This is a genomic window from Streptomyces sp. NPDC024017, assembly GCF_040638895.1.
Classification (GTDB): Bacteria; Actinomycetota; Actinomycetes; order Streptomycetales; family Streptomycetaceae; genus Streptomyces.
The window spans coordinates 22,371-45,234 of the sequence record NZ_JBEZYZ010000009.1 but is presented as its reverse complement, the minus strand read 5'-3'; the positions used below and the strand labels follow the sequence as shown (position 1 = coordinate 45,234).

The 22,864-nt window shown below is 71.9% G+C and carries 22 protein-coding genes; 10 read left to right on the top strand and 12 right to left on the bottom strand.

Translation table 11 applies throughout. The features are described 5' to 3' along the window. Nucleotide 1: 1 nt before the first annotated feature. Nucleotides 2–673: a succinate dehydrogenase gene (locus AB0G20_RS24400; protein ID WP_361306520.1), complete on the bottom strand. Its 672-nt coding sequence runs from the start codon at nucleotides 671–673 to the stop codon at nucleotides 2–4. Nucleotides 674–792: 119 nt separating this feature from the next. Here AB0G20_RS24400 and AB0G20_RS24395 point away from each other — a divergent pair, with 119 nt between their 5' ends. Further along, nucleotides 793–1,677, top strand: a complete 885-nt coding sequence (locus AB0G20_RS24395) for a LysR substrate-binding domain-containing protein (RefSeq protein WP_361305925.1) — start codon at nucleotides 793–795, stop codon at nucleotides 1,675–1,677. 18 nt (nucleotides 1,678–1,695) lie between these two features. On the opposite strand, the gene AB0G20_RS24390 is transcribed toward AB0G20_RS24395, so the two are convergent. Then, nucleotides 1,696–2,310 carry a peroxiredoxin-like family protein gene (locus tag AB0G20_RS24390; protein WP_361305923.1) on the bottom strand — a complete coding sequence of 205 codons (615 nt, stop codon included), beginning with the start codon at nucleotides 2,308–2,310 and terminating at the stop codon, nucleotides 1,696–1,698. Nucleotides 2,311–2,406: 96 nt separating this feature from the next. On the opposite strand from AB0G20_RS24390, the gene AB0G20_RS24385 reads away from it, so the two are divergent. Continuing rightward, complete coding sequence (locus AB0G20_RS24385; RefSeq protein WP_361305921.1) at nucleotides 2,407–3,021, top strand: TetR/AcrR family transcriptional regulator; 615 nt, start codon at nucleotides 2,407–2,409, stop codon at nucleotides 3,019–3,021. 31 nt (nucleotides 3,022–3,052) lie between these two features. On the opposite strand, the gene AB0G20_RS24380 is transcribed toward AB0G20_RS24385, so the two are convergent. The 4 genes from AB0G20_RS24380 to AB0G20_RS24365 all read right to left on the bottom strand — a co-directional run bounded on the left by AB0G20_RS24380 (nucleotide 3,053) and on the right by AB0G20_RS24365 (nucleotide 8,118). Beyond that, nucleotides 3,053–5,194, bottom strand: a complete 2,142-nt coding sequence (locus tag AB0G20_RS24380; RefSeq protein ID WP_361305919.1) for an EAL domain-containing protein — start codon at nucleotides 5,192–5,194, stop codon at nucleotides 3,053–3,055. Continuing rightward, a complete protein-coding gene (locus tag AB0G20_RS24375; protein WP_361305917.1) occupies nucleotides 5,191–6,003 on the bottom strand; it encodes an SAM-dependent methyltransferase in 813 nt (270 codons plus the stop codon). The genes AB0G20_RS24380 and AB0G20_RS24375 overlap by 4 nt, the downstream gene beginning before the upstream one ends. Nucleotides 6,004–6,333: 330 nt before the next feature. Further along, a complete protein-coding gene (locus AB0G20_RS24370; RefSeq protein ID WP_361305916.1) occupies nucleotides 6,334–7,332 on the bottom strand; it encodes an SCO0930 family lipoprotein in 999 nt (332 codons plus the stop codon). 291 nt (nucleotides 7,333–7,623) lie between these two features. Then, nucleotides 7,624–8,118, bottom strand: a complete 495-nt coding sequence (locus tag AB0G20_RS24365) for a hypothetical protein (protein WP_361305914.1) — start codon at nucleotides 8,116–8,118, stop codon at nucleotides 7,624–7,626. Nucleotides 8,119–8,122: 4 nt separating this feature from the next. Between AB0G20_RS24365 and AB0G20_RS24360 the strand changes: the two genes are divergently transcribed. From AB0G20_RS24360 to AB0G20_RS24350, 3 genes are all read left to right on the top strand, one after another. Beyond that, nucleotides 8,123–8,254: a hypothetical protein gene (locus AB0G20_RS24360; protein ID WP_282572662.1), complete on the top strand. Its 132-nt coding sequence runs from the start codon at nucleotides 8,123–8,125 to the stop codon at nucleotides 8,252–8,254. A gap of 24 nt (nucleotides 8,255–8,278) precedes the next feature. Beyond that, entirely contained in the window at nucleotides 8,279–9,043 is a 765-nt protein-coding gene (locus AB0G20_RS24355; RefSeq protein ID WP_361305912.1) for a DUF4239 domain-containing protein, read from the top strand. A gap of 224 nt (nucleotides 9,044–9,267) precedes the next feature. Then, nucleotides 9,268–9,807: a hypothetical protein gene (locus AB0G20_RS24350; RefSeq protein WP_361305910.1), complete on the top strand. Its 540-nt coding sequence runs from the start codon at nucleotides 9,268–9,270 to the stop codon at nucleotides 9,805–9,807. Nucleotides 9,808–9,925: 118 nt separating this feature from the next. Here the strand turns inward: AB0G20_RS24350 and AB0G20_RS24345 are convergent, their stop codons facing one another. Then, nucleotides 9,926–10,477: a hypothetical protein gene (locus AB0G20_RS24345; RefSeq protein WP_361305908.1), complete on the bottom strand. Its 552-nt coding sequence runs from the start codon at nucleotides 10,475–10,477 to the stop codon at nucleotides 9,926–9,928. Nucleotides 10,478–10,828: 351 nt separating this feature from the next. Between AB0G20_RS24345 and AB0G20_RS24340 the strand changes: the two genes are divergently transcribed. After that, nucleotides 10,829–11,497, top strand: coding sequence for a class F sortase (locus AB0G20_RS24340; protein ID WP_361305906.1), 669 nt, complete (start codon nucleotides 10,829–10,831; stop codon nucleotides 11,495–11,497). 39 nt (nucleotides 11,498–11,536) lie between these two features. On the opposite strand, the gene AB0G20_RS24335 is transcribed toward AB0G20_RS24340, so the two are convergent. Together AB0G20_RS24335 and lysX are read right to left on the bottom strand one after the other, a co-directional pair. Further along, nucleotides 11,537–12,379, bottom strand: coding sequence for a polysaccharide deacetylase family protein (locus AB0G20_RS24335; RefSeq protein WP_361305904.1), 843 nt, complete (start codon nucleotides 12,377–12,379; stop codon nucleotides 11,537–11,539). 89 nt (nucleotides 12,380–12,468) lie between these two features. Further along, nucleotides 12,469–15,753 (bottom strand): bifunctional lysylphosphatidylglycerol synthetase/lysine--tRNA ligase LysX, encoded by a 3,285-nt coding sequence (lysX, locus tag AB0G20_RS24330; RefSeq protein WP_361305902.1) that lies wholly within the window; start codon nucleotides 15,751–15,753, stop codon nucleotides 12,469–12,471. Between the two features lie 89 nt (nucleotides 15,754–15,842). On the opposite strand from lysX, the gene AB0G20_RS24325 reads away from it, so the two are divergent. Then, nucleotides 15,843–16,304, top strand: a complete 462-nt coding sequence (locus tag AB0G20_RS24325) for a universal stress protein (RefSeq protein WP_361305900.1) — start codon at nucleotides 15,843–15,845, stop codon at nucleotides 16,302–16,304. A gap of 68 nt (nucleotides 16,305–16,372) precedes the next feature. Here the strand turns inward: AB0G20_RS24325 and AB0G20_RS24320 are convergent, their stop codons facing one another. Beyond that, complete coding sequence (locus tag AB0G20_RS24320) at nucleotides 16,373–17,524, bottom strand: CapA family protein (RefSeq protein ID WP_361305898.1); 1,152 nt, start codon at nucleotides 17,522–17,524, stop codon at nucleotides 16,373–16,375. Between the two features lie 222 nt (nucleotides 17,525–17,746). On the opposite strand from AB0G20_RS24320, the gene AB0G20_RS24315 reads away from it, so the two are divergent. The 3 genes from AB0G20_RS24315 to AB0G20_RS24305 all read left to right on the top strand — a co-directional run bounded on the left by AB0G20_RS24315 (nucleotide 17,747) and on the right by AB0G20_RS24305 (nucleotide 19,768). Beyond that, nucleotides 17,747–18,292 (top strand): sigma-70 family RNA polymerase sigma factor, encoded by a 546-nt coding sequence (locus tag AB0G20_RS24315; RefSeq protein ID WP_361305896.1) that lies wholly within the window; start codon nucleotides 17,747–17,749, stop codon nucleotides 18,290–18,292. Nucleotides 18,293–18,444: 152 nt separating this feature from the next. Next, a complete protein-coding gene (locus AB0G20_RS24310; protein ID WP_361305894.1) occupies nucleotides 18,445–18,957 on the top strand; it encodes a hypothetical protein in 513 nt (170 codons plus the stop codon). 151 nt (nucleotides 18,958–19,108) lie between these two features. After that, entirely contained in the window at nucleotides 19,109–19,768 is a 660-nt protein-coding gene (locus tag AB0G20_RS24305; protein WP_361305892.1) for a zf-HC2 domain-containing protein, read from the top strand. 111 nt (nucleotides 19,769–19,879) lie between these two features. Here AB0G20_RS24305 and AB0G20_RS24300 read toward each other — a convergent pair whose 3' ends face one another. Together AB0G20_RS24300 and AB0G20_RS24295 are read right to left on the bottom strand one after the other, a co-directional pair. Beyond that, nucleotides 19,880–20,743 carry a DNA-formamidopyrimidine glycosylase family protein gene (locus AB0G20_RS24300; protein WP_361305890.1) on the bottom strand — a complete coding sequence of 288 codons (864 nt, stop codon included), beginning with the start codon at nucleotides 20,741–20,743 and terminating at the stop codon, nucleotides 19,880–19,882. Between the two features lie 22 nt (nucleotides 20,744–20,765). Beyond that, nucleotides 20,766–22,853: a SpoIIE family protein phosphatase gene (locus AB0G20_RS24295; RefSeq protein ID WP_361305888.1), complete on the bottom strand. Its 2,088-nt coding sequence runs from the start codon at nucleotides 22,851–22,853 to the stop codon at nucleotides 20,766–20,768. Nucleotides 22,854–22,864 lie beyond the last annotated feature (11 nt).

Below are 22,864 nucleotides of genomic sequence, written 5' to 3'. Positions count from 1 at the left end.
TTCAGCTCACCACTCCGGTCATGACGCCCACGGGTACGGCGATGAAACCGGCCGTGAGCAGCAGCGCGAGGACGTCTGCGACGGTCTTCAGGGCGCGGTCGCGGCTGCGGCTGCCGACGCCGAGGGTCTGGGCCGCGCTCCAGAAGCCGTGCCGGATGTGCAGGCCGAGCGCGAGCATCGCGACGATGTAGACGGCGTTGCCGTACCAGGTGGAGAAGGTGTCCACGACGTTCTGGTACGGGTGGCCCTCCTGGAAGCCGCCGGAGTGCACGGTGCCGGTCGTCAGGTCGAGGATGTGCCAGACGATGAACAGACCGAGGATGATGCCGCCCCAGCGCATGGTGCGCGTCGCATAGCTCGCCCGTGCCTTTTTGTGCACGTACTTGCTGGGCCGTGCCCTGATGTCGCGGCGGCTGAGCTGGTACGCCGAGGTGGCGTGCGCGACGACGGCGACGACCAGCACGACCCGGACGAGCCAGAGCGTCCACTCGTAGTGCATGAACGGCTCGCCGACGGTGCGCAGCCAGTGCGCGTAGTGGTTGAACTCGCCTGCCCCGAAGAAGATCTTCAGGTTTCCGATCATGTGGACGACCAGGTACAGCAGCATGATCAGACCACTGACCGCCATCACGGTCTTCTTGCCGACGGTGGAGTCCCACACGGTGCGTGCGATGGACGGCCGCCGGTCCGTCCGCGTTGCCAGAGCCATGGAACAGCACGCTACGGACGTGCGGCCGATCGGTCCAAGACATGGTTCGGCTTGATTCCATAGGCTGGGGCTATCGTGGGTCCATGCAGTTCCAGCAGCTCCAGTACTTCGTGGCCGTCGCCGAGACCCGGCACTTCACCCGGGCCGCCGATCTGGTCCATGTCGCGCAGCCGTCGCTGTCGCAGCAGATCAAGGCGCTGGAGCGGGAGCTGGGCGCGGACCTGTTCCTGCGCGCCCGGGGCAACATCACGCTCACGGACGCCGGGGAGGCACTCCTCCCGCTGGCCCGGCGCATCCTGGCCGACGCGGACACGGCCCGGCACGAGGTGCAGGAACTGGCGCAGCTGCGCAGCGGCCGGGTGCGGCTGGGGGCGACGCCGAGTCTGTGCACGGGTCTGTTGCCGGACGTGCTGCGCGCCTTCCACGACCGCTACCCCGGGATCCGGCTGCTGATCGAGGAGGGCGGCTCCCACGACCTGGTGCGGGAACTGGCGCGCGGGGCGCTGGATCTGGCGCTGGTGGTGCTGCCGCTGCCGACGCCGTCTCCCGCGCTGACCACGGTGGAGCTGCTGCGGGAGGATCTCGTCGTGGTCTCCTCACCCGATGCCCCACGTCCCGGTCAGGGGCGGCGTACCGTGCGGGTCTCCGACCTGGAGGGTGAGCGGCTGGTGATGTTCCGGCACGGGTACGACCTGCGGGAGCTGACCGTGGCGGCGTGCCGGGCCGAGGGGTTCGAACCCGACTTCGCGGTGGAGGGCGGGGAGATGGACGCCGTGCTGGGGTTCGTGCGGGCCGGGCTCGGGGTTGCCGTCGTGCCGCGGATGGTGGCGGCGAGGTCCGGGCGCGGGCTGCGGGTGACGCCGCTGGCCCGGCCCGGACTGCATCGCACGATCGCGCTGGCTCACCGCAGTGATGTGGCTCCGCCCCGGGCGGCCCGGGAGTTGCAGCGGATGCTGCTGGAGCGGTGAGGCACCCGCGGCCCCGGCTTACGGCTGCGGCTGCCGCGGGGGGTGGTCGGCGGTCGGCCGGTGGACGGACGCCAGGTGCAGGAGCTCGTCGACCGGCCACTGGTCGTAGACGTGCTCGCCGTACTTGGCGGCGAGGACCCTGCCGCCGGGGCCGATCAGGAAGTCGGCGGGCAGGCCGAGCCGGCCGCCGGGCTGACTGGTCGCGGGGAACCGCTCGCGGCCGCGGAGGATCTCCCACCCGCCGCGCAGCACCGCCCGGACGACCGGCCCCCAGGCGCGCGGGCTGAGCAGGGCACGGGGAGCCGACTCGACGCCGAACTCGACGTACAACCGCTTGCCGGGGTCGGCGACGACCGCGAAGGGCAGGTCGGCGGTGTGCCGGCGCAGTTCCTCGGCGGGCGAGTGGAAGACCACGACCTCACGGATGCCGGCGGCCTCGATCTCCGCGTGTCTGCGGACCACCGACCGCAGGTGCAGATGGCACACCGGGCACCCGGCGAACCGCCGGAACTGGAGGTGGACCAGGCGTTCGGGATCAGGGACGGCGACGGGGTCGCCGGAGACGGTGGCCAGGTGGCGTTCGGTGACGGTGGAGCCGGGCCCTGTCGACCGCGCGGGCCTGCGCATGAGCATGAGCGCTCCTTCGTAGGTGTACGGCGTACTCCTACGAGTGTAGGCGTATGCCGTACACCTAACAAGGTAGGCGTATGGCGTACGCTGAACGGCGTCATGCCACGCCCCCGCTCACTCAGCCATGCCCGGATGGCCTCGGCCGCCCTCGCCGTGATCGACCGCGACGGGCTCGCCGGGCTGTCCATGCGCTCGGTCGCGAAAGAACTCGGCATGAGCACGATGGCGCTCTACCGGTACGTGGACGACCGGGAGGAGCTGGAAAGGCTCGTCGTCGACCTCGTGCTCGGCACCGTGAACACCGAGCCGCCCCGCCCCGAAGCACCCTGGCAGGAGCGCATCGAGGTGCTGGTGCGGCGGTTGCGGGACGCTGTGGCCGCCCACCCGGAGATCGTGCCCCTGACCGTCACCCACCGGCACCGGTCCCTCGCCGGGCTGCGCTGGTCGGAGTCCGTGCTCGGCGTGCTCACGGAGGCGGGATTCGACGGCGACCAGCGGGTGGTCGCGCTGCGCGGCCTGCTCGGGTACGTCATCGGCGCCATCCAGCTGGAGCACCTCGGGGCCCTGTCCGGCGAGGGCACCCGCGCCATCGCCGAACTGCCGCCCGACACCTTTCCGCACATGACCGAGACCGCCCGCAACGCCCGGAAGGTCAGTGCCGACCGGGAGTTCCTGGGCGGTCTCGCGCTGCTGCTGCGCGGGCTGGGCACCTGACCCGGCGCCGCGCGGCGTCCCAGCGGTGGTGTCAGCCCGTGGCGTCCACCAGCGCCAGTTCGTGCAGCCGCTCCGGCGGGCCCGGCCTCGCGTAGTACCAGCCCTGGGCCGTGTCGCAGCCGAGTATGCGCAGTTGTTCGGCCTGCGCCCCCGTCTCCACGCCCTCCACCGTCACCGCGAGGTCCAGGCTGTGCGCCAGCGAGACGATCCCCTCGACGATCTTCAGGTCGACGGGGTCCGCCGGGAACTGCTGCATGCTCTGGGTGAAGGACCGGTCCAGCTTCAGGATGCTGACCGGCAGCCGGCGCAGGTTGGCGAGGTTGGAGTACCCCGTCCCGAAGTCGTCCAGGGCGATGTCGACGCCCATCTCCGCCAGCCGCCGCAGCGGCTTCAGCAGATCGTCGTCCGCCCCGATCAGCGCCGACTCGGTGACCTCCAGGCACAGCGCGTCCGGCTCGACGCCCGTGCGCTCCAGGATGTCGATCGTGTCCTGCACCAGCCCCGGATGCGTCAGCTGGCACGGCGACAGGTTCACGTTGATCCGCAGCGGCCCCGCGTCCACACCCCCGTGCAGTTCCCGCCACTCCCGCGCCTGACGCACCGACTGCTCCAGCACCCAGCGCCCCAGCGGCACGATGAGCCCCGTGTGCTCCGCGAGCGGGATGAACCGGTCCGGCCCGAGCACGCCGTGCTGCGGATGCAGCCAGCGCACCAGGGCCTCGGCGCCCCGGACGCTGCCGTCGCCGAGATGCACCAGCGGCTGGTACTCGATGAAGAACTCGCCCCGCTCCAGCGCCGTCGGCAGCGCCGTGGTCAGTCCGTGCCGCGTGATGGCCCGGGCGTCCGCCTCCGGATCGGCGAGTTCGAAGCGGTTGCCGCCCGCCGACTTGGCCCGGTACATGGTGATGTCCGCGCTGCGCAGCACCTCCGCCGGGCTGCGTTCCCCGGCCGGGCCCTCGACGATGCCGATGCTGCCGCGCACGGTCAGCTCCCTGCCGTCGACGCTGATCGGCGCGAGCAGCGCGTTCATGATGCGTCCGGCGAGTTCGTCGACCTGGCGCTGGGTGTCGGGGCCGGTGGTCAGCGCCACGAACTCGTCGCCGCCGAGCCGCGCGACCATCTCGCCGGGCGCCGTGGTGCAGGACTGCAGCCGGTCCGCGACCTCCACCAGCAGCCGGTCGCCGGCCGCGTGACCGAGGCTGTCGTTGATGGTCTTGAAGCCGTCGAGGTCGAGGTAGCACAGCCCGAACCGCTGGCCTTCCCCGGCGCCCAGTGCCTTCTCCAGGCGCTCGAAGAAGAACGTGCGGTTGGGCAGCCCGGTCAGCGCGTCGTGCGTGGCCTCGTAGCGCAGCCGCAGGTTGAGCAGCCGCCGCTCGGTGGTGTCCTCCATGAGGGCGAGCTGGTACTGCGGCTCGCCGTCGGCGTCCCGCAGCAGGGAGACCGTCAGGTTGGTCCACAGGACGGTGCCGTCAGGGCGGTAGAACGCCTTCTCCAGGTGGTAGTGCTCCCGGTCGCCCCGCACGAGTTCGTCGTAGAGCCGCCAGGTCTGCGGAGCGTCGTCGGGGTGGGTCCAGTCCCGGACGTTGCGGCTGCGCAGCGTCTGCTCGGAGACCCCGAACATGCGCAGCAGCGCGCCGTTGACCTGCAGTATGTTGCCGTCGAGGTCGGCCATGCCGATTCCTATGGCCGCACCCTCGAAGACGGCGCGGAAACGCGCCTCGCTCGCGTGCAGGGCCTGCGCCACCACGCCCTGCGCCTGGAGGGCGGCCTGCGCGATGGACTCCTGCTCGGCCAGGGTCCGCTCGCGCAGCGCCCGCGCGAAACCGGCGGCCATGGCGTGCTGCAGCCGCGCGCACCGCGCCCGCAGGTCCTCCTGGTCGCCGTCACCGCCGCAGTACAGGACCAGGTAGGCGTCGACGCAGTCCAGAGTGCGGCTGAGCGCCTCCGGGTCGGTGCAGTGCGCGTCCACGAGGGCGGCGCCGACCGCCTTGCCCGCTTCGGAGTCGAAGGCCCGGGCCAGCAGAGCCTCGCTCAGCCGCCGGGCCAGGGGCAGCAGTTGCGCCTCGAACTCGGGACGGGTCGACGACGTCGAGGTCACCGGGAAGACGGCCCGGCTCCAGATCGTCGCGAACCGGCGCAGTCTGCCCTCCGGCCCGTCCGGTTCCGCGATCACGCCGTACGCCCCACGCCCGCGAACCCGGAGAACGCATACGGATCCTCGTCCTCCGGGGCGGTGTCGGGCCGCCAGCGCGGCATCGCCACCAGTCCGGGTTCCACCATCTCGTACCCCTCGAAGAACCGCGCGATCTCCTCGCGCGAGCGCATGATCAGCGGGTTGCGGATGCCCTCGTACACGTCCACCGCACCCCCGGCCCGCTCCGGCGGCAGCGGGATCCCCTCGTAGGAGGCGTGGGTGAGCACGAGCAGGCTGCCGGGCGCGAGCGCCTCGCCCAGTTCGGCCACGGCCCCGTACGGGTCGTCCTCGTCTTCCACGAAGTGCAGTATGGCAACGAGGAGCAGAGCCACTGGCTGATTCAGGTCGATCAGCCGCTCCACCTCGGGGCTGCGCAGGATCTCCTGGGGCTTGCGAAGGTCCGCGGCGACGACGCTCGCGTCGTCGTTGCCCGCCAGAACCGCCTGGCTGTGCGCGACCGCCACCGGATCGTGGTCGACGTACATCACACGCGCCCCGGGGCGGGCGGTCTGCGCCACCTCGTGCACGTTGCCGAAGGTGGGGATGCCGGAGCCGATGTCCAGGAACTGGGAGATGCCCTGGCCGGCCGCGTAGCGCACGGCGCGGCGCATGAAAGCGCGGTTGGCCTGCATGATCTTGGGGAGTCCCGGCATGAACTCCATGGCCCTGCGGGCCGCTTCCCGGTCGACCTCGAAGTTGTGCGATCCGCCCAGATAGTAGTCGTACATCCGGGAAACGCTGGGCACCGAGATGTCGATGCTCCGTGGGGCCCAGGCGGGACGCTCCATCTATCTCTCCAAGGCGTAGGCGATCCGGTGTTCGAGCAGAGGCTACTGATCGCCCGCCAATGGAGCGACCCGAAACGGAAATTGACCATCCGTTCCCGGTCACTGCCTGCGGCACGTGCCGAATTGATACCCCTCCGCATGCCCTTCGAACATATGACGAACAGTGTCCGAGGCATTCCGGAGAGTTCCGGCTCGGAAGGGGAAGAGTGTCAATAATTTGATGAGTTCAGGTGAAGCACGGCAAAACGGTCCACCCCTCCGTGGGGCACGGAGGGGTGGACCGGGTCTGCGCTTCGGGTGGACGAGATGATCAACCCTGGGGAGGTTTCTCTACTTCTCCGAGGCGCCGACCAGCTTTCCGTCGGGCCTGACGGCAAACCAGGTGCCGCCCACGCCCTGGCCGTTGGTGTCGCCGGGGGCCTTGTCGCCGGCGAAGGTGTAGATGGGCGAGCAGTTGATCGTCTGCTGCTTGCCCTTGCCGTCGGTCCGGTCGAAGATCATGTAGCCCTTCTTCTGGATGCCCTTGGTGTCGGCGAAGTCGACGGGCTCCACGAGCGGCCACTTCTCCAGGCACGCACCGATGCAGTTGGAGACCGGCTTGGGCCAGGCCTCGTCCTTCTTGAAGCGGTAGACGGTCATGCCGTTCTTGTCGACGACGATCTCGCCGAGCTTGGCGTCGTTGCGCGTGGACAGCCCGGCCTGGACCGCTTCGCCGCCACCCTCCGCGCCGGCCTCCGCTCCGCCCTGCGCCTTCTTGCCGTCGGGGGCGAGCGCGTACCACTTCCCGCCCACGCCCTGGCCCTTGACGTCACCGGCGTTGACGTCCTTGGCGTAGCGGTAGGCGGGCCAGCCGGCGACCGTGAGCTGCTTGGTACCGTCCGCCCGGGTGACCGAGCCGAGCAGCGCCTTGTCGATGCCCTCGCCGGCCTCGGCGTCGTCGGCCGGGACCGGCGGCCAGGTCTTGGCGCAGTCGCCGTCGCAGTTCGACTTGGGCGGCTGCTCGGTGTCCTGGTCGAACCGGTACAGGGTGAGGCCGAGACTGTCGGTGACCACCTTGCCGACCTTTTCGGCGGTGGAGACGGACAGCTTGCCGGCGGGGTTGGACGGGCTGGAGGCGCTCGGCGCGGCCGGCTGGCCGGTCGCGGCACCGCCCGCCGCGCCTGCCGTGCCCGCCGTGCCCGAGCCGATGCTTCCGTAGTCCCCGGGCGCGGCCGTGGCGCCCACGTTCTGGCTGGCCGCCGGTGGGCTGTCCTGACCGCACGCCGTCGTCAGCGCCAGGACCGCCGCGGCGCTCGCCACGAGTGAGGCGCTCCGCCAGGAGGTCTTCATCGTCAACTCCCCATAATCGCAAGGGTGTTGCAGCGCCCTGCTGCGCCGCCGCACGGTCATGAGTACGCACGGGAGCAGCTCTTGTGTTCAACCGTCGGCCAAATTTCTTTCCAGAACCTGTGACGAGCCCCGCGCTCCGCCGCACACATGTGCACGCCGAGCACCCTGCGGGCGGCCACGGATCAAACCGGCGACACTGGATTTCCCTCTTTCGGGGCAATCCCCTTGCGCTCCGGCACGTCCTGGCCGCACAGGGCTCATGATCTTCGTCGTGCATGGACCCCTCTCGACTCAACCCGCCCTTGCGGCACGGGCCTTGGCGGCGGCGACGCTGACCTGGGCGCTCGTCGGCGCACCGGCCGGGGTCGCGGTGGCCGACGCCTGCGCGTACGCCTCGACGGGGCCGGACGGCATCGAGGCGGTGGCGTACGCCGGAAGCAAGAAGACCTGGCCGACCAAGCCGCCGTGCCCGCCACCCCCGCCGTGCCCCTCCCCCACGCCGACCCCAACTCCGCCGCCACCGACCCCGACCCCGCCGCCACCGAAGCCGACGCCCCCGCCGAAGCCGACGCCGGACCCGCCACCCCCGCCGAAGCCCCCGCCCCCGAAACCGACCCCCACGGCCCGGCCGGAGCCGCCGCCTCCAGCGCCGCCGCCCGCGCCGCGCCCGGCGCCGCCCCCGCCCCGGACGACCCCGAGGCCCGTGCCGCCGGCGCCCGCACCCCCGGCCCCGGCTCCCCCGGCCCCGGCTCCGCCGGCCACCCCCGCGCCGCCTCCGTCCGCCACACCCGTGCACTACCCGCGCTACCGCGCCGCGCCGCCGCGGCCACGCCGGGCGAACGGCACGCTGTCGCCGCTCACCTTCGTCCTGCTCGTCACGGTGCCCGCTGTGGTGGCCGTCGCCGCGCTGCGCGCGCGCTGATCCCTGAAGCCCTGGAGGTACCCCTTGCCGGAATGGCTTGTTCTCACCCTCGCGATGCTGGCCGCCTGTGCCGTGGTGGTCGTCATCACCGTCGTACGCCACCGCGCGGCGCCCGAGGACGAGGACCCCAGTGAGACCCCGGACGTCATCGAGTACATGACGATGTGGATCGGCGTGGTCTACGCCATCGTCCTGGGCCTGGCGATCGCCGGTGTCTGGGAGGGGCGCAGCGCCGCGCAGGACCACGTCCAGGCCGAGGCGACCGCGCTGCACGAGATCTCGGAGCGGGTACGGGTCTATCCGGCCGAGGAACGCGACCGCATCCGGGACGACATCCGGACGTATGTGAGCCATGTGGTGACCACCGAGTGGGACACCATGGCCGACAAGGGCGAGGTCACCGAGCGCGGCGCCGAGCTCTTCGAGCGGATCCGCCAGGACGTCACCGACTACGAGCCGGCGACGGACTTCGAGGCCCAGGCCTACCAGCCACTGATGGACCAGGTGACCTCGGCGAGCCAGGCCCGGATCGCCCGGGCGGAGTCCACCGGGGAGACGATGCCGGGCGTGGTGTGGTTCGGGCTGATCGCCGGGGCCGTCGTCACCATCGGGATGATCTTCGCGCTGCAGATCCGCAGAACGACGCGCGAACTTGTCCTCGCGGGGTTGTTCTCGGCGCTGATCGCCTTCCTGCTGTTCCTGATCTGGGACTTCGACTCGCCCTACAGCAGGGGCGTGACCGCCTCGGCCGACCCGTTCCTGAACCTGTTCCCGGGCGTCGAGGACTGACGGCGCCCCGCACCACGGATCCCGGCCGGGGGGCGCGCGACACACCGTCGCCGTCCCCCGGCCGCGTCAGCGGCGTTCCCCCAAGCGGCCCACACCCATGCCCCATTCGCGCTACTGCGATCGCGCCACGGCGCGCGTCTTCTTAGCGTTTCGGGCATCGAGGTGCATTTGTGACGTGAGCGGAACAGGTCCGCGGCTGCTCCTCGGGACCCGGAGGTTTCACCATGCGCGCGATATGCGTCGCTTCGGCCGTACTGCTGGGCGCCGGCGCCCTCACCTCCTGCGTGCCCGCCGCCGACGCGGCGATCCAGAGCGATTTCGGCTTCAGCGTCGAGCCCTCCACCGTGGCGGCCGGGGGTGAGGTCACCCTGCGGGTGGTACGCAACGAGGCGTGCGAGGGGGAAGCGGCGGTCAACTCACCGGTCTTCGACGTGGTCACCATCCCGCCGGACGAGTCCTGGGCGACGGCCGTCGTCGACTGGGACGCCAAGCCCGGTGCCGTGTACGACGTGCAGTTCGAATGTGACGAGTCGAGCGGCACCGCGCGCCTGACGATCGCGGGCGGCCGTCCGACGCACCACCCCACGCACCACCCCACCCATCACCCGACGCGCCACCCCCACAAGGGTGTGCACGCCGGTGAGGGCGGCACTCTCGGCGGCTTCGACCTCAAGGAGATCGGCCTCGGCGCCGCACTGATCGCCGGATCGCTCGGCGTCGCCTACCACTTCTCGCGCCGCCGCCCCGACGAGGACGCCGGCTGACGCCGCTGACGCCACCCCGCGGCGGCAGGTCTTCGCCCCGGCTCCCCTGGTGAGGGGCCGGGGCGAAGACCGTTCACGTGCGAGGCGACGACGCGTCGAAGAAGCGACGAACGAGGCGTCAGATGCGCCGCTCGGCCCGGCGGCGCATCCAGAACACGCCGCCGCCGACGACCGCCGCGGCCACGAGACCGCCGCCGATGGCCATGTCGGTCGGCGTCGCACCGGTGGTGCTGCTGCCGCCGATACCGCCGCGGACACCGCCGATGACGGTGAAGGCCTGCGGCTTGGTCAGGGTCCTGCCGTTGCAGGTGACCGTGATGTCGTACGAGCCAGGGCGAGCGTTGCTGTTGATGGTGGCGGTGCCCCGCGCGGTCGCGTCGCCGGCGGTGCCCCCGCCGGCCTCGTTGTTGCCGGCGCCGCCCCTGTCGCCCTCGTTGCCCTTGCCGGCGTCGCGGACGGGCGACAGCCGGGTCGGCGCGAACGCGTTGGACGTCGCCGTGCCGCCGTTGCGGCAGCCGTCGACCGTGATGGTCAGCTGGCCGCCGCGGGCGATCACGCTGGGCAGGACGACGATGTTGCTGGGCGTGTCCCACGCGACGGCCGCGGGGGCGGAGAGGCCGAGGGCGGCGACCGCTGCGCCGGCGACCGCCAGGGCACGAGTGTTACGCATGTGAACCTCCGCGGAAGACGCCCCGGGACCCGTCCCCGGTCGATCGGCGAGAAAGCGCCTCCCAGAAAGACAGTCAGTTGCCGTGCCGCAAGCCGCATTTCGGGAATGGTCCGTCCTGGTGAGAGGAGGCGGTGCGGGAAAACCGCGATATCTGATATCGCCGCAGGTCACGGACCGTCAGAAATTTCCTCGCCGCGGCAACTCGGATGGCGCACCTTTTCTCCCCGGACCGCCCCTTTCGGCCCCGGGCCACCCGTTCGCCCCCGCCCCGTCGCCGGTTTCGCGCGTGCCGCTTAGCGTGTCGATATGCGCGATTGGCACGGCGACGGCCGCGTCGAGAGGGGATGGCGAATGTCTGCGTCCGAGCTGGCCGAGGCGGAAGAGGAGGCGCGGCGCAAGAAGCGCGCTCCGTGGGGCGTGATAGCGCTGGTTCTGCTGACCGGCCTCGCGCTCATCCGGAATGGTTCGGGGGAGTTCGACGAGGGCCCGCCGCAGCCGGCGACGGCTGCCGCGGCGGACAGCCGGGTACCTGGCGGCACCTTCGCCGGGACCGTGCGGCCCCTGCCCTACGCCCTCCCGGACCGGGTCAGGATCCCGGCGATCCAGGTCGACGCGCCGATCATCCCCGTGGGCCTGGACGCGGACGGCTGGGTCGGCGCACCGCCGCCTGAGGACCCCAACCTGGCCGGCTGGTTCACCGGCGCCGTCACCCCCGGCGAGAAGGGCACCGCGGTCGTGGTCGGGCATGTCGACAACCAGCAGGGCCCCGCCGTGTTCTACGGACTCGGGGCCCTGAAGAAGGGAAATCGCGTCGAGGTCGCCCGGCAGGACGGAAAGACCGCCGATTTCGAGATCTACGGCATCGAGGTGTTCGAGAAGAACAACTTCCCCGGTGATCGTGTCTACGCGTCCAAGGGCGCGGCGGAACTGCGGGTCATCACCTGCGGCGGCGGTTTCTCCGAGCAGGAAGGCTATGCGGGGAATGTCGTCGCCTTCGCCCGCCTGGTCGAGGTTCGCTGAGCGTTCCCGGCCCGGCGGGCGAAAGCCCGACGGCCTCCCTCACGCGTAGTGCCGCCTGGGCACGGTCACGTGGTAGCCGGAGTCGAGCAGTTCGGGCAGATAGCGCCGCAACGCCCGCACACTCTGCGAGCGGTCGCCCCCGGCGTCGTGCGAGAGCACCACGACGCCGGGGGCGGCGCCGCGTTCGACCCGGTTCGCGATGGACCGAATTCCGGGGGTCTTCCAGTCGAGGGTGTCGACCGTCCAGGCGAGCGGTTCCATGCCGAGTTCGGCGCCGATCTGCAGGGCGGCACGGTTCCAGGCGCCGTAGGGCGCGCGGAACCACTCGGGGCGCTCCCCGTAGGCGTCCTCGATGACGTCGCAGGTGCGTTCCATCTGGGAGCGGATCTGCCGGCGGGTGAGGCGGGTGAGCAACGGGTGGGACCAGGTGTGGTTCCCCACGACGTGGCCCTCGTCGGCCATCCGGGCCAGCAGCTTCCTGCCGTCGGCGACCATCTCGCCGCACACGAAGAACATCGCGCGCACGTCGTACTCGGCCAGGGTGTCCAGGATGTCCGGGGTGTAGCGGGGGTCGGGGCCGTCGTCGAAGGTCAGCACCATGGTCCGGCCGCGGCCGGACACGCGCAGCAGCGGTTCGCGGCGTACCAGGGTCCGGCGGGGTGCGGCGCGCGGCGGGCCGTACCCGGTCAGCGGCTGCAGCCGGTACGCGGAGGACTCGACGGAGCGGCGGACCTGGGGGCCCGCGGCCGGGGTGGTGACGGGTCCGTCCCCGGTGACAGCCGTGACCACTCCGGCCGTCGCGGCGCCTCCCACGGCGCCGGCGCCCGCGATCAACGCCCGGCGCCGGGTGAGCAGCCGGGTGAGCAACTGATCCTTCTTCATGACTCATCAGTCGCCCGGCGGAAGGCCGACGCACACGAGCAACACCGAGGTGGCCGCACACTTTCACCCGTTCGGCCCACGCAGGTGGGTCAGCGGCGGCGCACCAGGGGGAAGGGCAGGGTCTCGCGGATCGTCAGTCCGGTGAGGAACATGACCAGCCGGTCGACGCCGATACCGAGGCCGCCGGTGGGCGGCATGGCGTATTCGAGGGCGTCGAGGAAGTCCTCGTCGAGTTCCATCGCCTCGGGGTCGCCCCCGGCGGCGAGGAGGGACTGGGCGGTCAGGCGGCGGCGCTGCTCGACGGGGTCGGTGAGCTCCGAGTAGGCGGTGCCGAGTTCGGTGCCGAAGGCGACGAGGTCCCAGCGTTCGGCGAGGCGCGGGTCGGTGCGGTGCTGCCGGGTCAGCGGTGAGACGTCGGTCGGGAAGTCCTTGTAGAAGGTGGGCAGCTGGGTCTTCTCCTCGACGAGCCGCTCGTACATCTCCAGGACGACGTCGCCGTGGCCGTCGTCTGCGGTGTACGGCACGCCGACGCGGTCGCAGAGCCGGAGCAGCTGGGGCAGTTCCGTGCCGGGGTGGATCTCCTCGCCGAGGGCCTCGCCGATGGCGCCGTAGACGGTCTTCACGGGCCACTGGCCGGAGATGTCGTACTCCGTGCCGTCCTTGTGGGCGACGGGCCTGCCGAAGGCGGCGGTGGCGGCGCCCTGGATCAGTTCGCGGACGAGGTCCAGCATCACGTCGTAGTCGGCGTACGCCTGGTACGCCTCCAGGATCGTGAACTCGGGGTTGTGCTTGTAGTCGGTGCCCTCGTTGCGGAAGGTGCGGCCCATCTCGAAGACCTTCTCCAAGCCGCCGACGCACAGTCGCTTGAGGAACAGCTCGGGGGCGATGCGCAGGTAGAGGTCGAGATCGTAGGCGTTGATGTGGGTGGTGAAGGGGCGGGCGTTGGCGCCGCCGTGGATCTGCTGGAGGACCGGCGTCTCGACCTCGAGGTAGCCACGTTCCAGCAGGCCTTGGCGCACGGCCTGGATGGCGGTGGAGCGGGCGCGGACCACGTCGCGGGCGGCCGGGCTGGAGACCAGGTCGAGGTAGCGCATGCGGACCTTGGCCTCCGGGTCGGCGAGGCCCCGGCGTTTGTCGGGCAGGGGGCGCAGGCACTTGCCGGTGAGCTGCCAGGAGGTGACGAAGACGGTCGGCTCGCCCTTGTCGCTGACGCCCGCCCGGCCGGTGACGGTGATGTGGTCGCCGATGTCGGTGTCGGCGGTGAAGCGGTCCAGGGCGGGGCCGGAGCCGTCGCGGGTGAGGGCGAGTTGGTGGTCACCGGACCAGTCGCGCAGGACGACGAAGACGATGCCGCCGAAGTCGCGGACCAGCATGATCCGGCCGGCGACGGTGACCTGCTCGCCCTGTTGGATTTCGGCGAGGGTGTGGGTGCGGGCCGGGGTGCCCACCGGGTAGGGGTCGGTGCCGTCGGCGCGCAGCCGGTCGAGCTTGTGGTGCCGGACGCGGACCTGGTCGGACAGGCCGGAGAGGGGGTCGGCGGGCTCGGTCCCGTCCCCTCCGGCGAGGCCGAGCGCCGCCAACGACGGCAGCCCCGCCGTGGTGGCGGGGCGCTGCCCGCCCCTCGGGTGCCCCTTTCCCCACAACTTGCGCATCGACGGTACGGAGACGAATCCCTCGGCGATGCCGGAGGCGAGGCCGACCCGGGCGAGGGAGGCGGCCTCCGCGTAGCAGAGGAAGCGGGGGTACCACTCGGGGTGGTACTTGGCGTTGGAGCGGTACAGCGCCTCCAGTTGCCACCACTTGGAGAAGAACAGCAGCAGGCGGCGCCAGAGGCGGAGCACCGGTCCCGCACCGATGCGGGCGCCCTCCTCGAACACGGAGCGGAAGACGGCGAAGTTCAGCGAGACCTTGCGCACGCCCAGCTTCGGGGCGGCGGCGCAGAGTTCGGCGACCATGAACTCCATGACGCCGTTGGGGGCGGTGCGGTCACGGCGCATCAGGTCCAGGGAGACGCCGTCCCTGCCCCAGGGCACGAAGGACTGGATGGCGAGGAGGCGGCCGTCCTGGTCGAGGGCCTCGGCGAGGAGGCAGTCGCCGTCGGCGGGGTCGCCGAGGCGGTCCAGGGCCATGGAGAAGCCGCGTTCGGTCTCGGTGTCGCGCCAGGCGTCGGCGCGTTCGACGAGCTGCCGCATCTCGTCCTCGCCGAGGGTGGAGTGGCGGCGGACGCGGCAGGTGACGCCGGTGCGGCGGACCCGGTTGACGGCCTGGCGGGTGACGCGCATGTCGCGGCCGTCGAGGTCGAAGTCGAGGACGTGCAGGATCGCCTCGTCGCCGAGCTGGAGCGCGCCGAGGCCGGCGCGGACGAAGGCCCGGGCGCCTTCCTCGGAGGCGCCCATCACGGCCGGGACCCAGGCGTGGCGGCGGGCCACGTCCTGCCAGGCGGCGATCGCGTGCGGCCAGGCCTCCCGGTCGCCCACCGGGTCGCCGCTGGCCAGGCACACCCCGGCCTCGACGCGGTAGGTGACGGCGGCCTTGCCGCTGGGGGAGAAGACGGCGGCCTTGTCGCGGCGGGTGGCGAAGTAGCCGAGGGAGTCCTGGTCGCCGTAACGGGCGAGGAGGGCGCGGATGCGGGTCTCCTCGTCGTCGTGCAGGGCGGCTTCCAGGCGCTGGGAGCGGAACAGGGTGGCGGCGGCGTTCAGCAGGGCGAGCGCGCCGAACAGGCCGAGCAGGAAGAACAGGGCGTGCGGCGGGCGGCCGTCGAAGGAGCCGGCGGGCACCAGACCGCCGCACACCCGGTTCGCGGCCCAGGCCAGGCGTTCGCCGCTCGGCAGGCTGCCCGGGAACGCCTCGACCAGGGCCCAGCCGACCAGGATCGCGACGACCAGGCCCGCCACCAGGACGGCCAGGGCCCGGCGTACGGCGGCGCGGCGGGAGGCGGCGTAGAACTCCTCGCGGGCGTAGATCAGCAGGATCAGGGCGAGGCCGCACACCACGAGGGAGGGGACGGACTCGGCGAACTCGCCGACGGCCATGCCGAGAATGTCGGTCAGGACGAGCAGGCCCAGGTAGACGACGACCAGCCACCAGGCGATCTTCTTGCGGGCGCCGGTCGCGGCGGCGAGCAGGAACAGGAAGACCGCGTAGGCGAGGTTGGCGCTGACCGGGACGAGCAGCAGGTCCAGGAAGCGGACGAGCGGGCGCAGCCCGGTGCGCAGCGGGGGGATCAGCGCCAGCAGGGCGCAGAGCAGACCGAGGGCGCCGAAGAAGACGGCGAAGCCCTCGGGCACCCGGCTGAGGAAGCCGTGCGCCCGGCGGGGCGGCCGTATCGCGCCTGAGGTGTCCTCGGCCGTCCCGGTGTCCGCGATGACGCTCATGCTTTCGACTGTAGGAACACCCGCGCCTCCTCGCCCGTCGAGCGCTCCCGCCCGGCGGGCGGACCAGGGGGGTCCGATAGCCTCGCGGCGTGACGGAACAGCACTCCTCTCAGTTCGAGCGGGGCACGGACGGGCCGAAGGTGATCGTGGCCGGGGTGGACGGCTCCGACTCGTCCCTGCGGGCCGCGGCCTACGCGGCCGGCCTGGCCCGGCGCCAGCACGCGCTGCTCGCCGTGGTGTACGTGCAGCCGGTGCTGGCGGCGGGCGCGGCGCTGGGGGTGCCGGTGGCCGGGACGACGGACGAGATCGCCGAGGACCTGGTGGCGCAGATCCGGGACGCGGCCGAGCGGCTCAAGGGGATATTCGAAGTCCGCTGGGAGTTCCACACGTTCCGTGGCGACCCGTACAGCGGCCTGGTGACGGCGGCCGACGAACTCAAGGCGGACGCGGTGGTCGTGGGCGCTTCGGAACAGGCGGGCCACCGCATCGTCGGCTCGGTGGCGGTACGCCTGGTGAAGGCGGGGCGGTGGCCGGTGACGGTGGTGCCGTAGGCAGACCTCTCGGTGTTCGGCCGCCGTCGCCGGGCTCCCGCCGATCGGCGAGGCGGCCGAAGCAGGTGCTACTCCCCCATCACCAGTCCGTCCCCGGCCGCGCCCCGGCTCAGCACGACCTCGCGGATGCGGTCGCGGACGGCCCGGACGTCGGCGCCCTGGGCGATCGCCCGGTTGAGGTTCACGACCCGGCCGGCGTCGACGTCGAACAGCTGCGGGACGAACTCCGCCTTCGTCACCTTCCAGCGGTCGCCCGGCCGTGCGGGCGGGGCGAAGGTGAAGCGGCCGAGGGTGGACTGGTTGCCGCGCGGGTCCTTGGCGCCCTCGTGGTTGGTCATCTCGCCGGCGATCTGGTCGCCCATGCCGTAGATCACCCAGGTGCCGTTGACCTTCTCGTAGGCCTGCGGGACGTGCGCGTGGGTGCCGAGGATCAGGTCGATGTCGGGGCGGCCCTCGGTGTGCCCGGCGGTGAGGTTCCGGGCCAGGGTCAACTGCTGGTCGTCCGGGGCGTCCTGCCACTCGGTGCCCCAGTGCAGCGAGACCACGACCACGTCGGCGCCCGCCCGGCGCGCGGCCCGGGCGTCCTCGAGGATCCTGGCCTCGTCGATGAGGTTGACGGCCCAGGGCTGCCCGGCCGGGAGCGGGAAGCCGTTGGTGTCGTAGGTGTAGGCGAGGTGGGCGACCTTCGCCGCCCCAGCCCTCAGGACCGTCGCCGTGCGTGCCTCCTCCTCGGTGCGTGCCGAGCCGGCGTGCCGGACGCCCGCGCGGTCGAGGGCGTCGAGGGTGCGGCCGATGCCGTCGACGCCGTCGTCCAGGGCGTGGTTGGAGGCGGTGGAACAGCCGTCGTAGCCGGTGACGGCGAGGGCCCGGGCCACTTCGGGCGGGGATTTGAAGGTGGGGTAGCCGGTGTAGGCGCCGTTCGCGCCGTAGACGGTCTCCATATGACACAGGGACACGTCGGCGCGGGAGACGACGGAGCGGATCCCGGCGAGCATCGGCCGGAAGTCGTAGCCGGTGCCGCCGGCGTCGAAGCGGGCCCGGTCGATGATCGAGCTGTGCGGGAGGACGTCACCGGAGGCGACCAGTGTGAAGCCACGGGGCTCGGCGGCCGGTGCCGGGCTTCCGGGGTCGGGCTTCTCGTGTCCGCGGGCCTGGCAGGCGGCGCCTGCGGCGAGGACGACGGTCAGGGCCAGGGCGATCTGACGACTGCGTGCGAGCATGCATTCACCCCACTGTGGGCGTTGTGGTCGTATTTACGCACAATCAGGAAAGAAGGCCCGTGACGCCCCACGCGGCTCCGACACGCGCATCCGCCCGTCCGGCACCCACATGGCCGGGCGCCCCGACCGTTCGTCGAACCGTTCGTCGACGCGATCGACCGTCCGCCGCACAGCCGGGTACGTGCCCTGTGCCCGGGACACGCCCTGCGGTGGCATACGGCCATGACGGCCGGATCCACACTGATGAACGGAACGACCGCCGAGCACGAGCTCGCCGCACTGCAGCGGGAGCACGGCCGGCCCCTTTTCGCGCTCCTGCTCCGGCTCTGCGACGGCGACCGGCAGCGCGCGGAGGACCTGGTCCAGGAGACGCTGGTGCGTGCCTGGCAGCACCCCGAGGCCCTGCGCGCCGACGACTTCGACTCCGTACGGCCCTGGCTGATGACCGTCGCGCGGCGGCTCGCGATCGACGCCCGGCGGGCCCGGCAGGCCCGTCCGGCCGAGGTCGGCGACGCGGTGCTGGACAACGCGCGCGTCATCTCCGACCACGCCGAGCGGTCCGCGGCGATGCTCGACGTCCGCCAGGCTGTGAAGACACTCACTCCGCAGCACCGTGAAGTACTGGTGCTCGTGTACTTCCACGGGGCGAGTGTGGCGGAAGCCGCGGCGACCCTCGGGATCCCGCCCGGTACCGTGAAGTCCCGCGCGTACTACGCGCTGCGAGCCCTGCGCAGGGTGCTTCCGGGATACGCCGCCGACCTGCGGTGAAACCAATGTCTGGGTCAAGCCTCCGTAAAGCGCCTTGCCGATGACCCCGGTTGAGTAATCGGCTGTTCTCATCCGTGTTCCGGAGGGGGCCGTCAGCGTCCCCGGGGCCCGGTGTCGGGCGACGCGCACGTACCGGAGGAAGGCAGGAAGGGATGCTGGACAGAGAGCGGGAGAGCACGGACGGTGCCGACGGTGAACTGACCGTCCCCATGGCGTGGTTGTACGCCGAGTACATCGCCGACGAGCTGTTGCGGACCGGCGATCTGATGCCGCCGACGTCCTTCGAGTTCCGCGCCGGCCGGGATGCCCTGGCGCTGACCATCTTCCTGTCCGACACCGACGGGGAGCTGTCCGGCATCCGGGTCGTCACCCAGCTGGAGACCTGGCTGTCGCTGACCGCGTACGACCAGCCGTGGCAGGACTGGGTGCGCGAGCGGCTGGCCGAGCTCGCCGCCGGCGCCGCGGCGTCGGGCCGGCCCGCGCCGGACCTGGACCTCGCGGAGGAGGCCTGGCGCTGGCTGCAGGAGACGGAGCTGCTCGCGCCGGATCTGAACGCGGTGCCGGGGGGCGCTCCGGTGGTCGGGGAGGACGAGGGGCCGAAGGTCTGGACGCCCGCCTGGCAGCTCGGGCTGCCCTTGGGACACCTCGCGATCCATCTTTTTTAGATTTCCGCGGCCCCTGACCAATCCGGGGCCGCGAGGGCTCCGAATCCTTTGGTTGCGATTGTGTCACCGGCTTGAGTGATTCCGCTGCCTGGTCCGTACCGGTGGGAGCAAGGAGTAACCCCACCCGCACCCAACGGCACGAGGATTCGGCATGAGGTCCCTGGAGAGGCATCGCGACGTCGCGGCCTACGCGCTCGGCGTGCTGGACGAGGCGGAGGCCTTCCGCTTCGAGGACCACCTCATGGAGTGCCCTCGGTGCGCTGCAGAGGTGACGGAATTCGGCCCGACCACACGGCAGTTGATGCTGTACCGGCGGGCGACGCCACGGTTCGTGCACCCGATGGCGCAGCCCGGGCCGCGCATGCTGGACGGGTTGCTGGCCGAGGTGGCGACGCGGCGCCGGACCGGACGCAGACGCCTGCTGTTCGCCCTGGCCGCCTCGGTGGTCTTCGCGGCGTCGGTGCCCGGCATCGCGATGATGGCCGAGGGCAGCGCCGAGGGGTCCCTGACCGTCGCGGCGACCGACGCGCGGACGGGGGTGTGGGCGCAGGTCACAACGGCGGACGAGGCATCGGGCAGCCAGGTCGAGCTGAAGGTGAAGGACGCCGCCGGCCCGCGCGCCTGCCACCTGGTCATCATCGGAAGCGACGGCACCGAGGAGACCGCGACCAGCTGGCACGGACCCGGTCACGACGCCGCCCCCGACCCCGACCCGATGATGGCCAGCTCCTCCATGCATCCGGGGCAGATCGCCCGCTACGAGATCCGCTCGGCCTCCGGCGAGGTCCTGTGGAGACTCCAGGCGAGCTGACCATCCGGTCCTTCCCCCGTCGCCGGGCGCTCCCAGCGCCCCGGTGTGAGACTGCTGGACGACGCACCCGGGAGATCACCGGGTGCCCGCGATCCCGGCGAGGGGAGACTCCTACTTGAGCAGGCGGGACATCCTGCGGTCCGCCAGCGGCTTGCCGCCCGTCTGGCAGGTCGGGCAGTACTGGAGCGAGGAGTCGGCGAAGGACACCTCGCGGATGGTGTCGCCGCACACCGGGCAGGGCTCGCCGGTGCGGCCGTGGACGCGCAGTCCGCTCTTCTTCTCGGCCTTCAGCCGCCCGGCCGCCACGCCCCGGGAGCGTTCGACCGCCTCGGTGAGCGTGTCGCGCAGGGCCGCGTAGAGCCGCCCGGTCTCCTCGGTGCTCAGGGACGCGGCCAGTTTGAAGGGCGACATCTTCGCCGCGTGCAGGATCTCGTCGCTGTAGGCGTTGCCCACGCCCGCGATCAGGCTCTGGTCCCGCAACGCACCCTTGAGCTGGCGCCGTTCACCGGCCAGGAGTTCCGAGAAGCGCCGCTCGTCGAAGTCGTCGGCGAGCGGGTCCGGGCCGAGCCGGGCCACGCCCGGGACCTCCTGCGGGTCGCCCACGACGTACACGGCCAGCCGCTTCTGGGTGCCGGCCTCGGTCAGGTCGAAACCGGCTCCGGTCTCCAGGGCCACGCGCAGCGCGAGGGGGCCCTTGCCGGGGCGGGGCGGACCGTCGGGGAGGCGGTCCTTCCAGTGCAGCCAGCCCGCGCGGGCCAGGTGCGTCACGAAGTGCGGGCCGTCCGCGGTCTCAAGGTCGAGGAACTTGCCGTACCGGCGTACGGCGGCGACCTCCTGGCCCTCCAGCGCGGACAGCGGCGGTGCGTACGTCTTCAGGACGCTGATCGCGACGGGCAGCACCCGTACGATCTCGTGGCCGACGAGGTGCTCGGTCAGGAAGTCCTTGAGCGCCTCGACCTCGGGGAGTTCCGGCATAGGTCCAGAGTGCCACGTGGGGTCAGTCGTGGTCGGGCACCACGAACTCGCACCACACGGCCTTGCCGCCGCCCCGGGCCTCAACGCCCCACACGTCGGTGAGCAGCTCGACGAGGAGCAGGCCCCGCCCGGAGACGCCCGACTCGCCCGCCTCGCGGCGGCGCGGCAGGGCGCTGGAGGAGTCCTCGACCTCGACGCGCAGCCGGCGCTCGGAGCCGGTGAAGGCCCGCAGGGTGACGACGGCGGAGCCCTCGGTGTGCATCAGGGCGTTGGTGATCAGCTCGTCGGCGACCAGCTCGATCTCGTCGGCGCGGTCGCCCGCTCCCCAGGCGGCGACCGCGGTGCGGATCATGTGCCGGGAGTCGGACAGGGCCGCCGGGTCGCCGGGGGCCACGTGCCGCTGGAGCCGGCGGCCGGACTGCGGGCCCTCGGGGCCGCGCCGGCGCAGCAGGAGCAGCGCCACGTCGTCGTCGCCGCCGCGCTCGGCGGCCGCGTCGATCAGCCGCTCGGCGAGGTCCCGTACGTCGTCGGGGCCGGTGGCGACCAGTGCGCTCAGGGTGCGCATGCCGTCGTCGAGGTCGGCGCCGGGCTGCTCCACCAGCCCGTCGGTGCACAGCAGCAGGGTTTCGCCGGGGTCGAGCTCTATCGTCCCCACGGGGTACTCCAGGCGGCCGAACTCGGCGGACAGACCGAGCGGCAGCCCGCCGGGGACGGTGACACGGCGGCAGGACCCGTCGGTGTGGCGCACCAGCGGATCGATGTGGCCGGCCCGGACCATCTGGAGCACGCCGGTGGACAGGTCGGCCTCCGCGTAGAGGCAGGTCGCGGAGCGGTCGGTGTCGAGCTCGTGGAGGAAGACGGAGGCCCGGGCGATGACGGTGGCCGGGGGATGCCCCTCGGCGGCGTAGGCGCGCAGCACGATGCGCAACTGGCCCATGACGGCGGCCGCGTGCGTGTCGTGGCCCTGGACGTCGCCGATGACGGCGCCGACCCGGCCACCGGGCAGCGGGATCAGGTCGTACCAGTCGCCGCCGATGTCCCGGCCGACGGAGCCGCCGATGGTGGCGGCACGGTAGCGGACGGCGACGTCGGCGCCGGGCACGCTCGGGATGGTCCGGGGCAGCATGGCCTGCTGGAGCCCTTGCGCGAGGTCCATCTCCTGCTCGTAGAACATCGCCCGCTGCAGGCTCTGCGCGATGCTGCTGCCGAGAGCGACGAGGATGTTGCGCTCCTCGGACGTGAAGCCGTACCGGTCGCTGTAGAGCAGCCCCATGGCGCCGATCGGCCGGGCCTGGACGATGAGCGGCAGATAGGCGGCCGAGGTGATGTTCAGGTCGGTGATGTGCGGCCACAGGATCGGGTAGCGCTCGGCGAACTCCTGCGGTGACTCGATGAAGCACGGGCCGAGGGTCCGTACGGCCTCGCTCATCGGGTAGGGCTCGTCGATCCGGGTGACGCGGGTGCCGGGCACGAAGCTGTCCGAGGGGCCCTCGGCGACCAGGCGGATGCGGCCGGCCTCGACCAGGCCCATGACGAGGCTGGTGGCGCCCAGGTGGGTGAGGCCGTGGGTGTCCTTGAGGACGTCGATGACGTCCTGGACGGTGCGGGCGTGGGCGAGGGCCGCCGTGGTGAGTTCGACGACGCTGGTCTGCTCCCGGCGGGCCTCGTCCTTGGCGGCCTGGTCGCGGCGGGCGTCGATCTCGCCGAGCTCCTGCGTGGCGTCCCGGATGATGCCGATGATGCGGCGGGGGCGTCCGGTGTCGTCGCGCCGGATGTAGCCCTGGGTGTGGGTCCAGCGCAGGGTGCCGTCGCGGCGGCGGAGGCGGAAGTAGGCGCCGTAGTTCTCGCTGCCGTCCTTCAGGGCCTGCGAGACCGCGGTGTCCAGGCGGCGGGCCTCGTCGGGCGGGACGCGCTTGGCGAGGGTCTCGGGATGGTCGTCGTACTCGTCGGGGCGCACGTCGAAGACCTCGTGGGCCCGGGCGTCCATCTGCATCAGGCCGGTGTCCAGATCCCAGTCGAAGCTGCCCATCCGGTTGAGCGCGAGGATCGGATCCGGGTGGGCGGGCCAGTCGTCCGGGAGTGACAGGGCGCTCCCTCCCCGATCAGCCATGGGCCCACCTT

Excerpts from the sequence above, each read along its gene's own strand:
- AB0G20_RS24395 (WP_361305925.1), top strand. The coding sequence starts at position 793 with ATGCAGTTCCAGCAGCTCCAGTACTTCGTGGCCGTCGCCGAGACCCGG.
- AB0G20_RS24390 (WP_361305923.1), bottom strand. The coding sequence starts at position 2,310 with ATGCTCATGCGCAGGCCCGCGCGGTCGACAGGGCCCGGCTCCACCGTC.
- AB0G20_RS24385 (WP_361305921.1), top strand. The coding sequence starts at position 2,407 with ATGCCACGCCCCCGCTCACTCAGCCATGCCCGGATGGCCTCGGCCGCC.
- AB0G20_RS24375 (WP_361305917.1), bottom strand. The coding sequence starts at position 6,003 with ATGGAGCGTCCCGCCTGGGCCCCACGGAGCATCGACATCTCGGTGCCC.
- AB0G20_RS24370 (WP_361305916.1), bottom strand. The coding sequence starts at position 7,332 with ATGAAGACCTCCTGGCGGAGCGCCTCACTCGTGGCGAGCGCCGCGGCG.
- AB0G20_RS24350 (WP_361305910.1), top strand. The coding sequence starts at position 9,268 with ATGCGCGCGATATGCGTCGCTTCGGCCGTACTGCTGGGCGCCGGCGCC.
- AB0G20_RS24345 (WP_361305908.1), bottom strand. The coding sequence starts at position 10,477 with ATGCGTAACACTCGTGCCCTGGCGGTCGCCGGCGCAGCGGTCGCCGCC.
- AB0G20_RS24340 (WP_361305906.1), top strand. The coding sequence starts at position 10,829 with ATGTCTGCGTCCGAGCTGGCCGAGGCGGAAGAGGAGGCGCGGCGCAAG.
- AB0G20_RS24335 (WP_361305904.1), bottom strand. The coding sequence starts at position 12,379 with ATGAAGAAGGATCAGTTGCTCACCCGGCTGCTCACCCGGCGCCGGGCG.
- lysX (WP_361305902.1), bottom strand. The coding sequence starts at position 15,753 with ATGAGCGTCATCGCGGACACCGGGACGGCCGAGGACACCTCAGGCGCG.
- AB0G20_RS24320 (WP_361305898.1), bottom strand. The coding sequence starts at position 17,524 with ATGCTCGCACGCAGTCGTCAGATCGCCCTGGCCCTGACCGTCGTCCTC.
- AB0G20_RS24315 (WP_361305896.1), top strand. The coding sequence starts at position 17,747 with ATGACGGCCGGATCCACACTGATGAACGGAACGACCGCCGAGCACGAG.
- AB0G20_RS24310 (WP_361305894.1), top strand. The coding sequence starts at position 18,445 with ATGCTGGACAGAGAGCGGGAGAGCACGGACGGTGCCGACGGTGAACTG.
- AB0G20_RS24305 (WP_361305892.1), top strand. The coding sequence starts at position 19,109 with ATGAGGTCCCTGGAGAGGCATCGCGACGTCGCGGCCTACGCGCTCGGC.
- AB0G20_RS24300 (WP_361305890.1), bottom strand. The coding sequence starts at position 20,743 with ATGCCGGAACTCCCCGAGGTCGAGGCGCTCAAGGACTTCCTGACCGAG.
- AB0G20_RS24295 (WP_361305888.1), bottom strand. The coding sequence starts at position 22,853 with ATGGCTGATCGGGGAGGGAGCGCCCTGTCACTCCCGGACGACTGGCCC.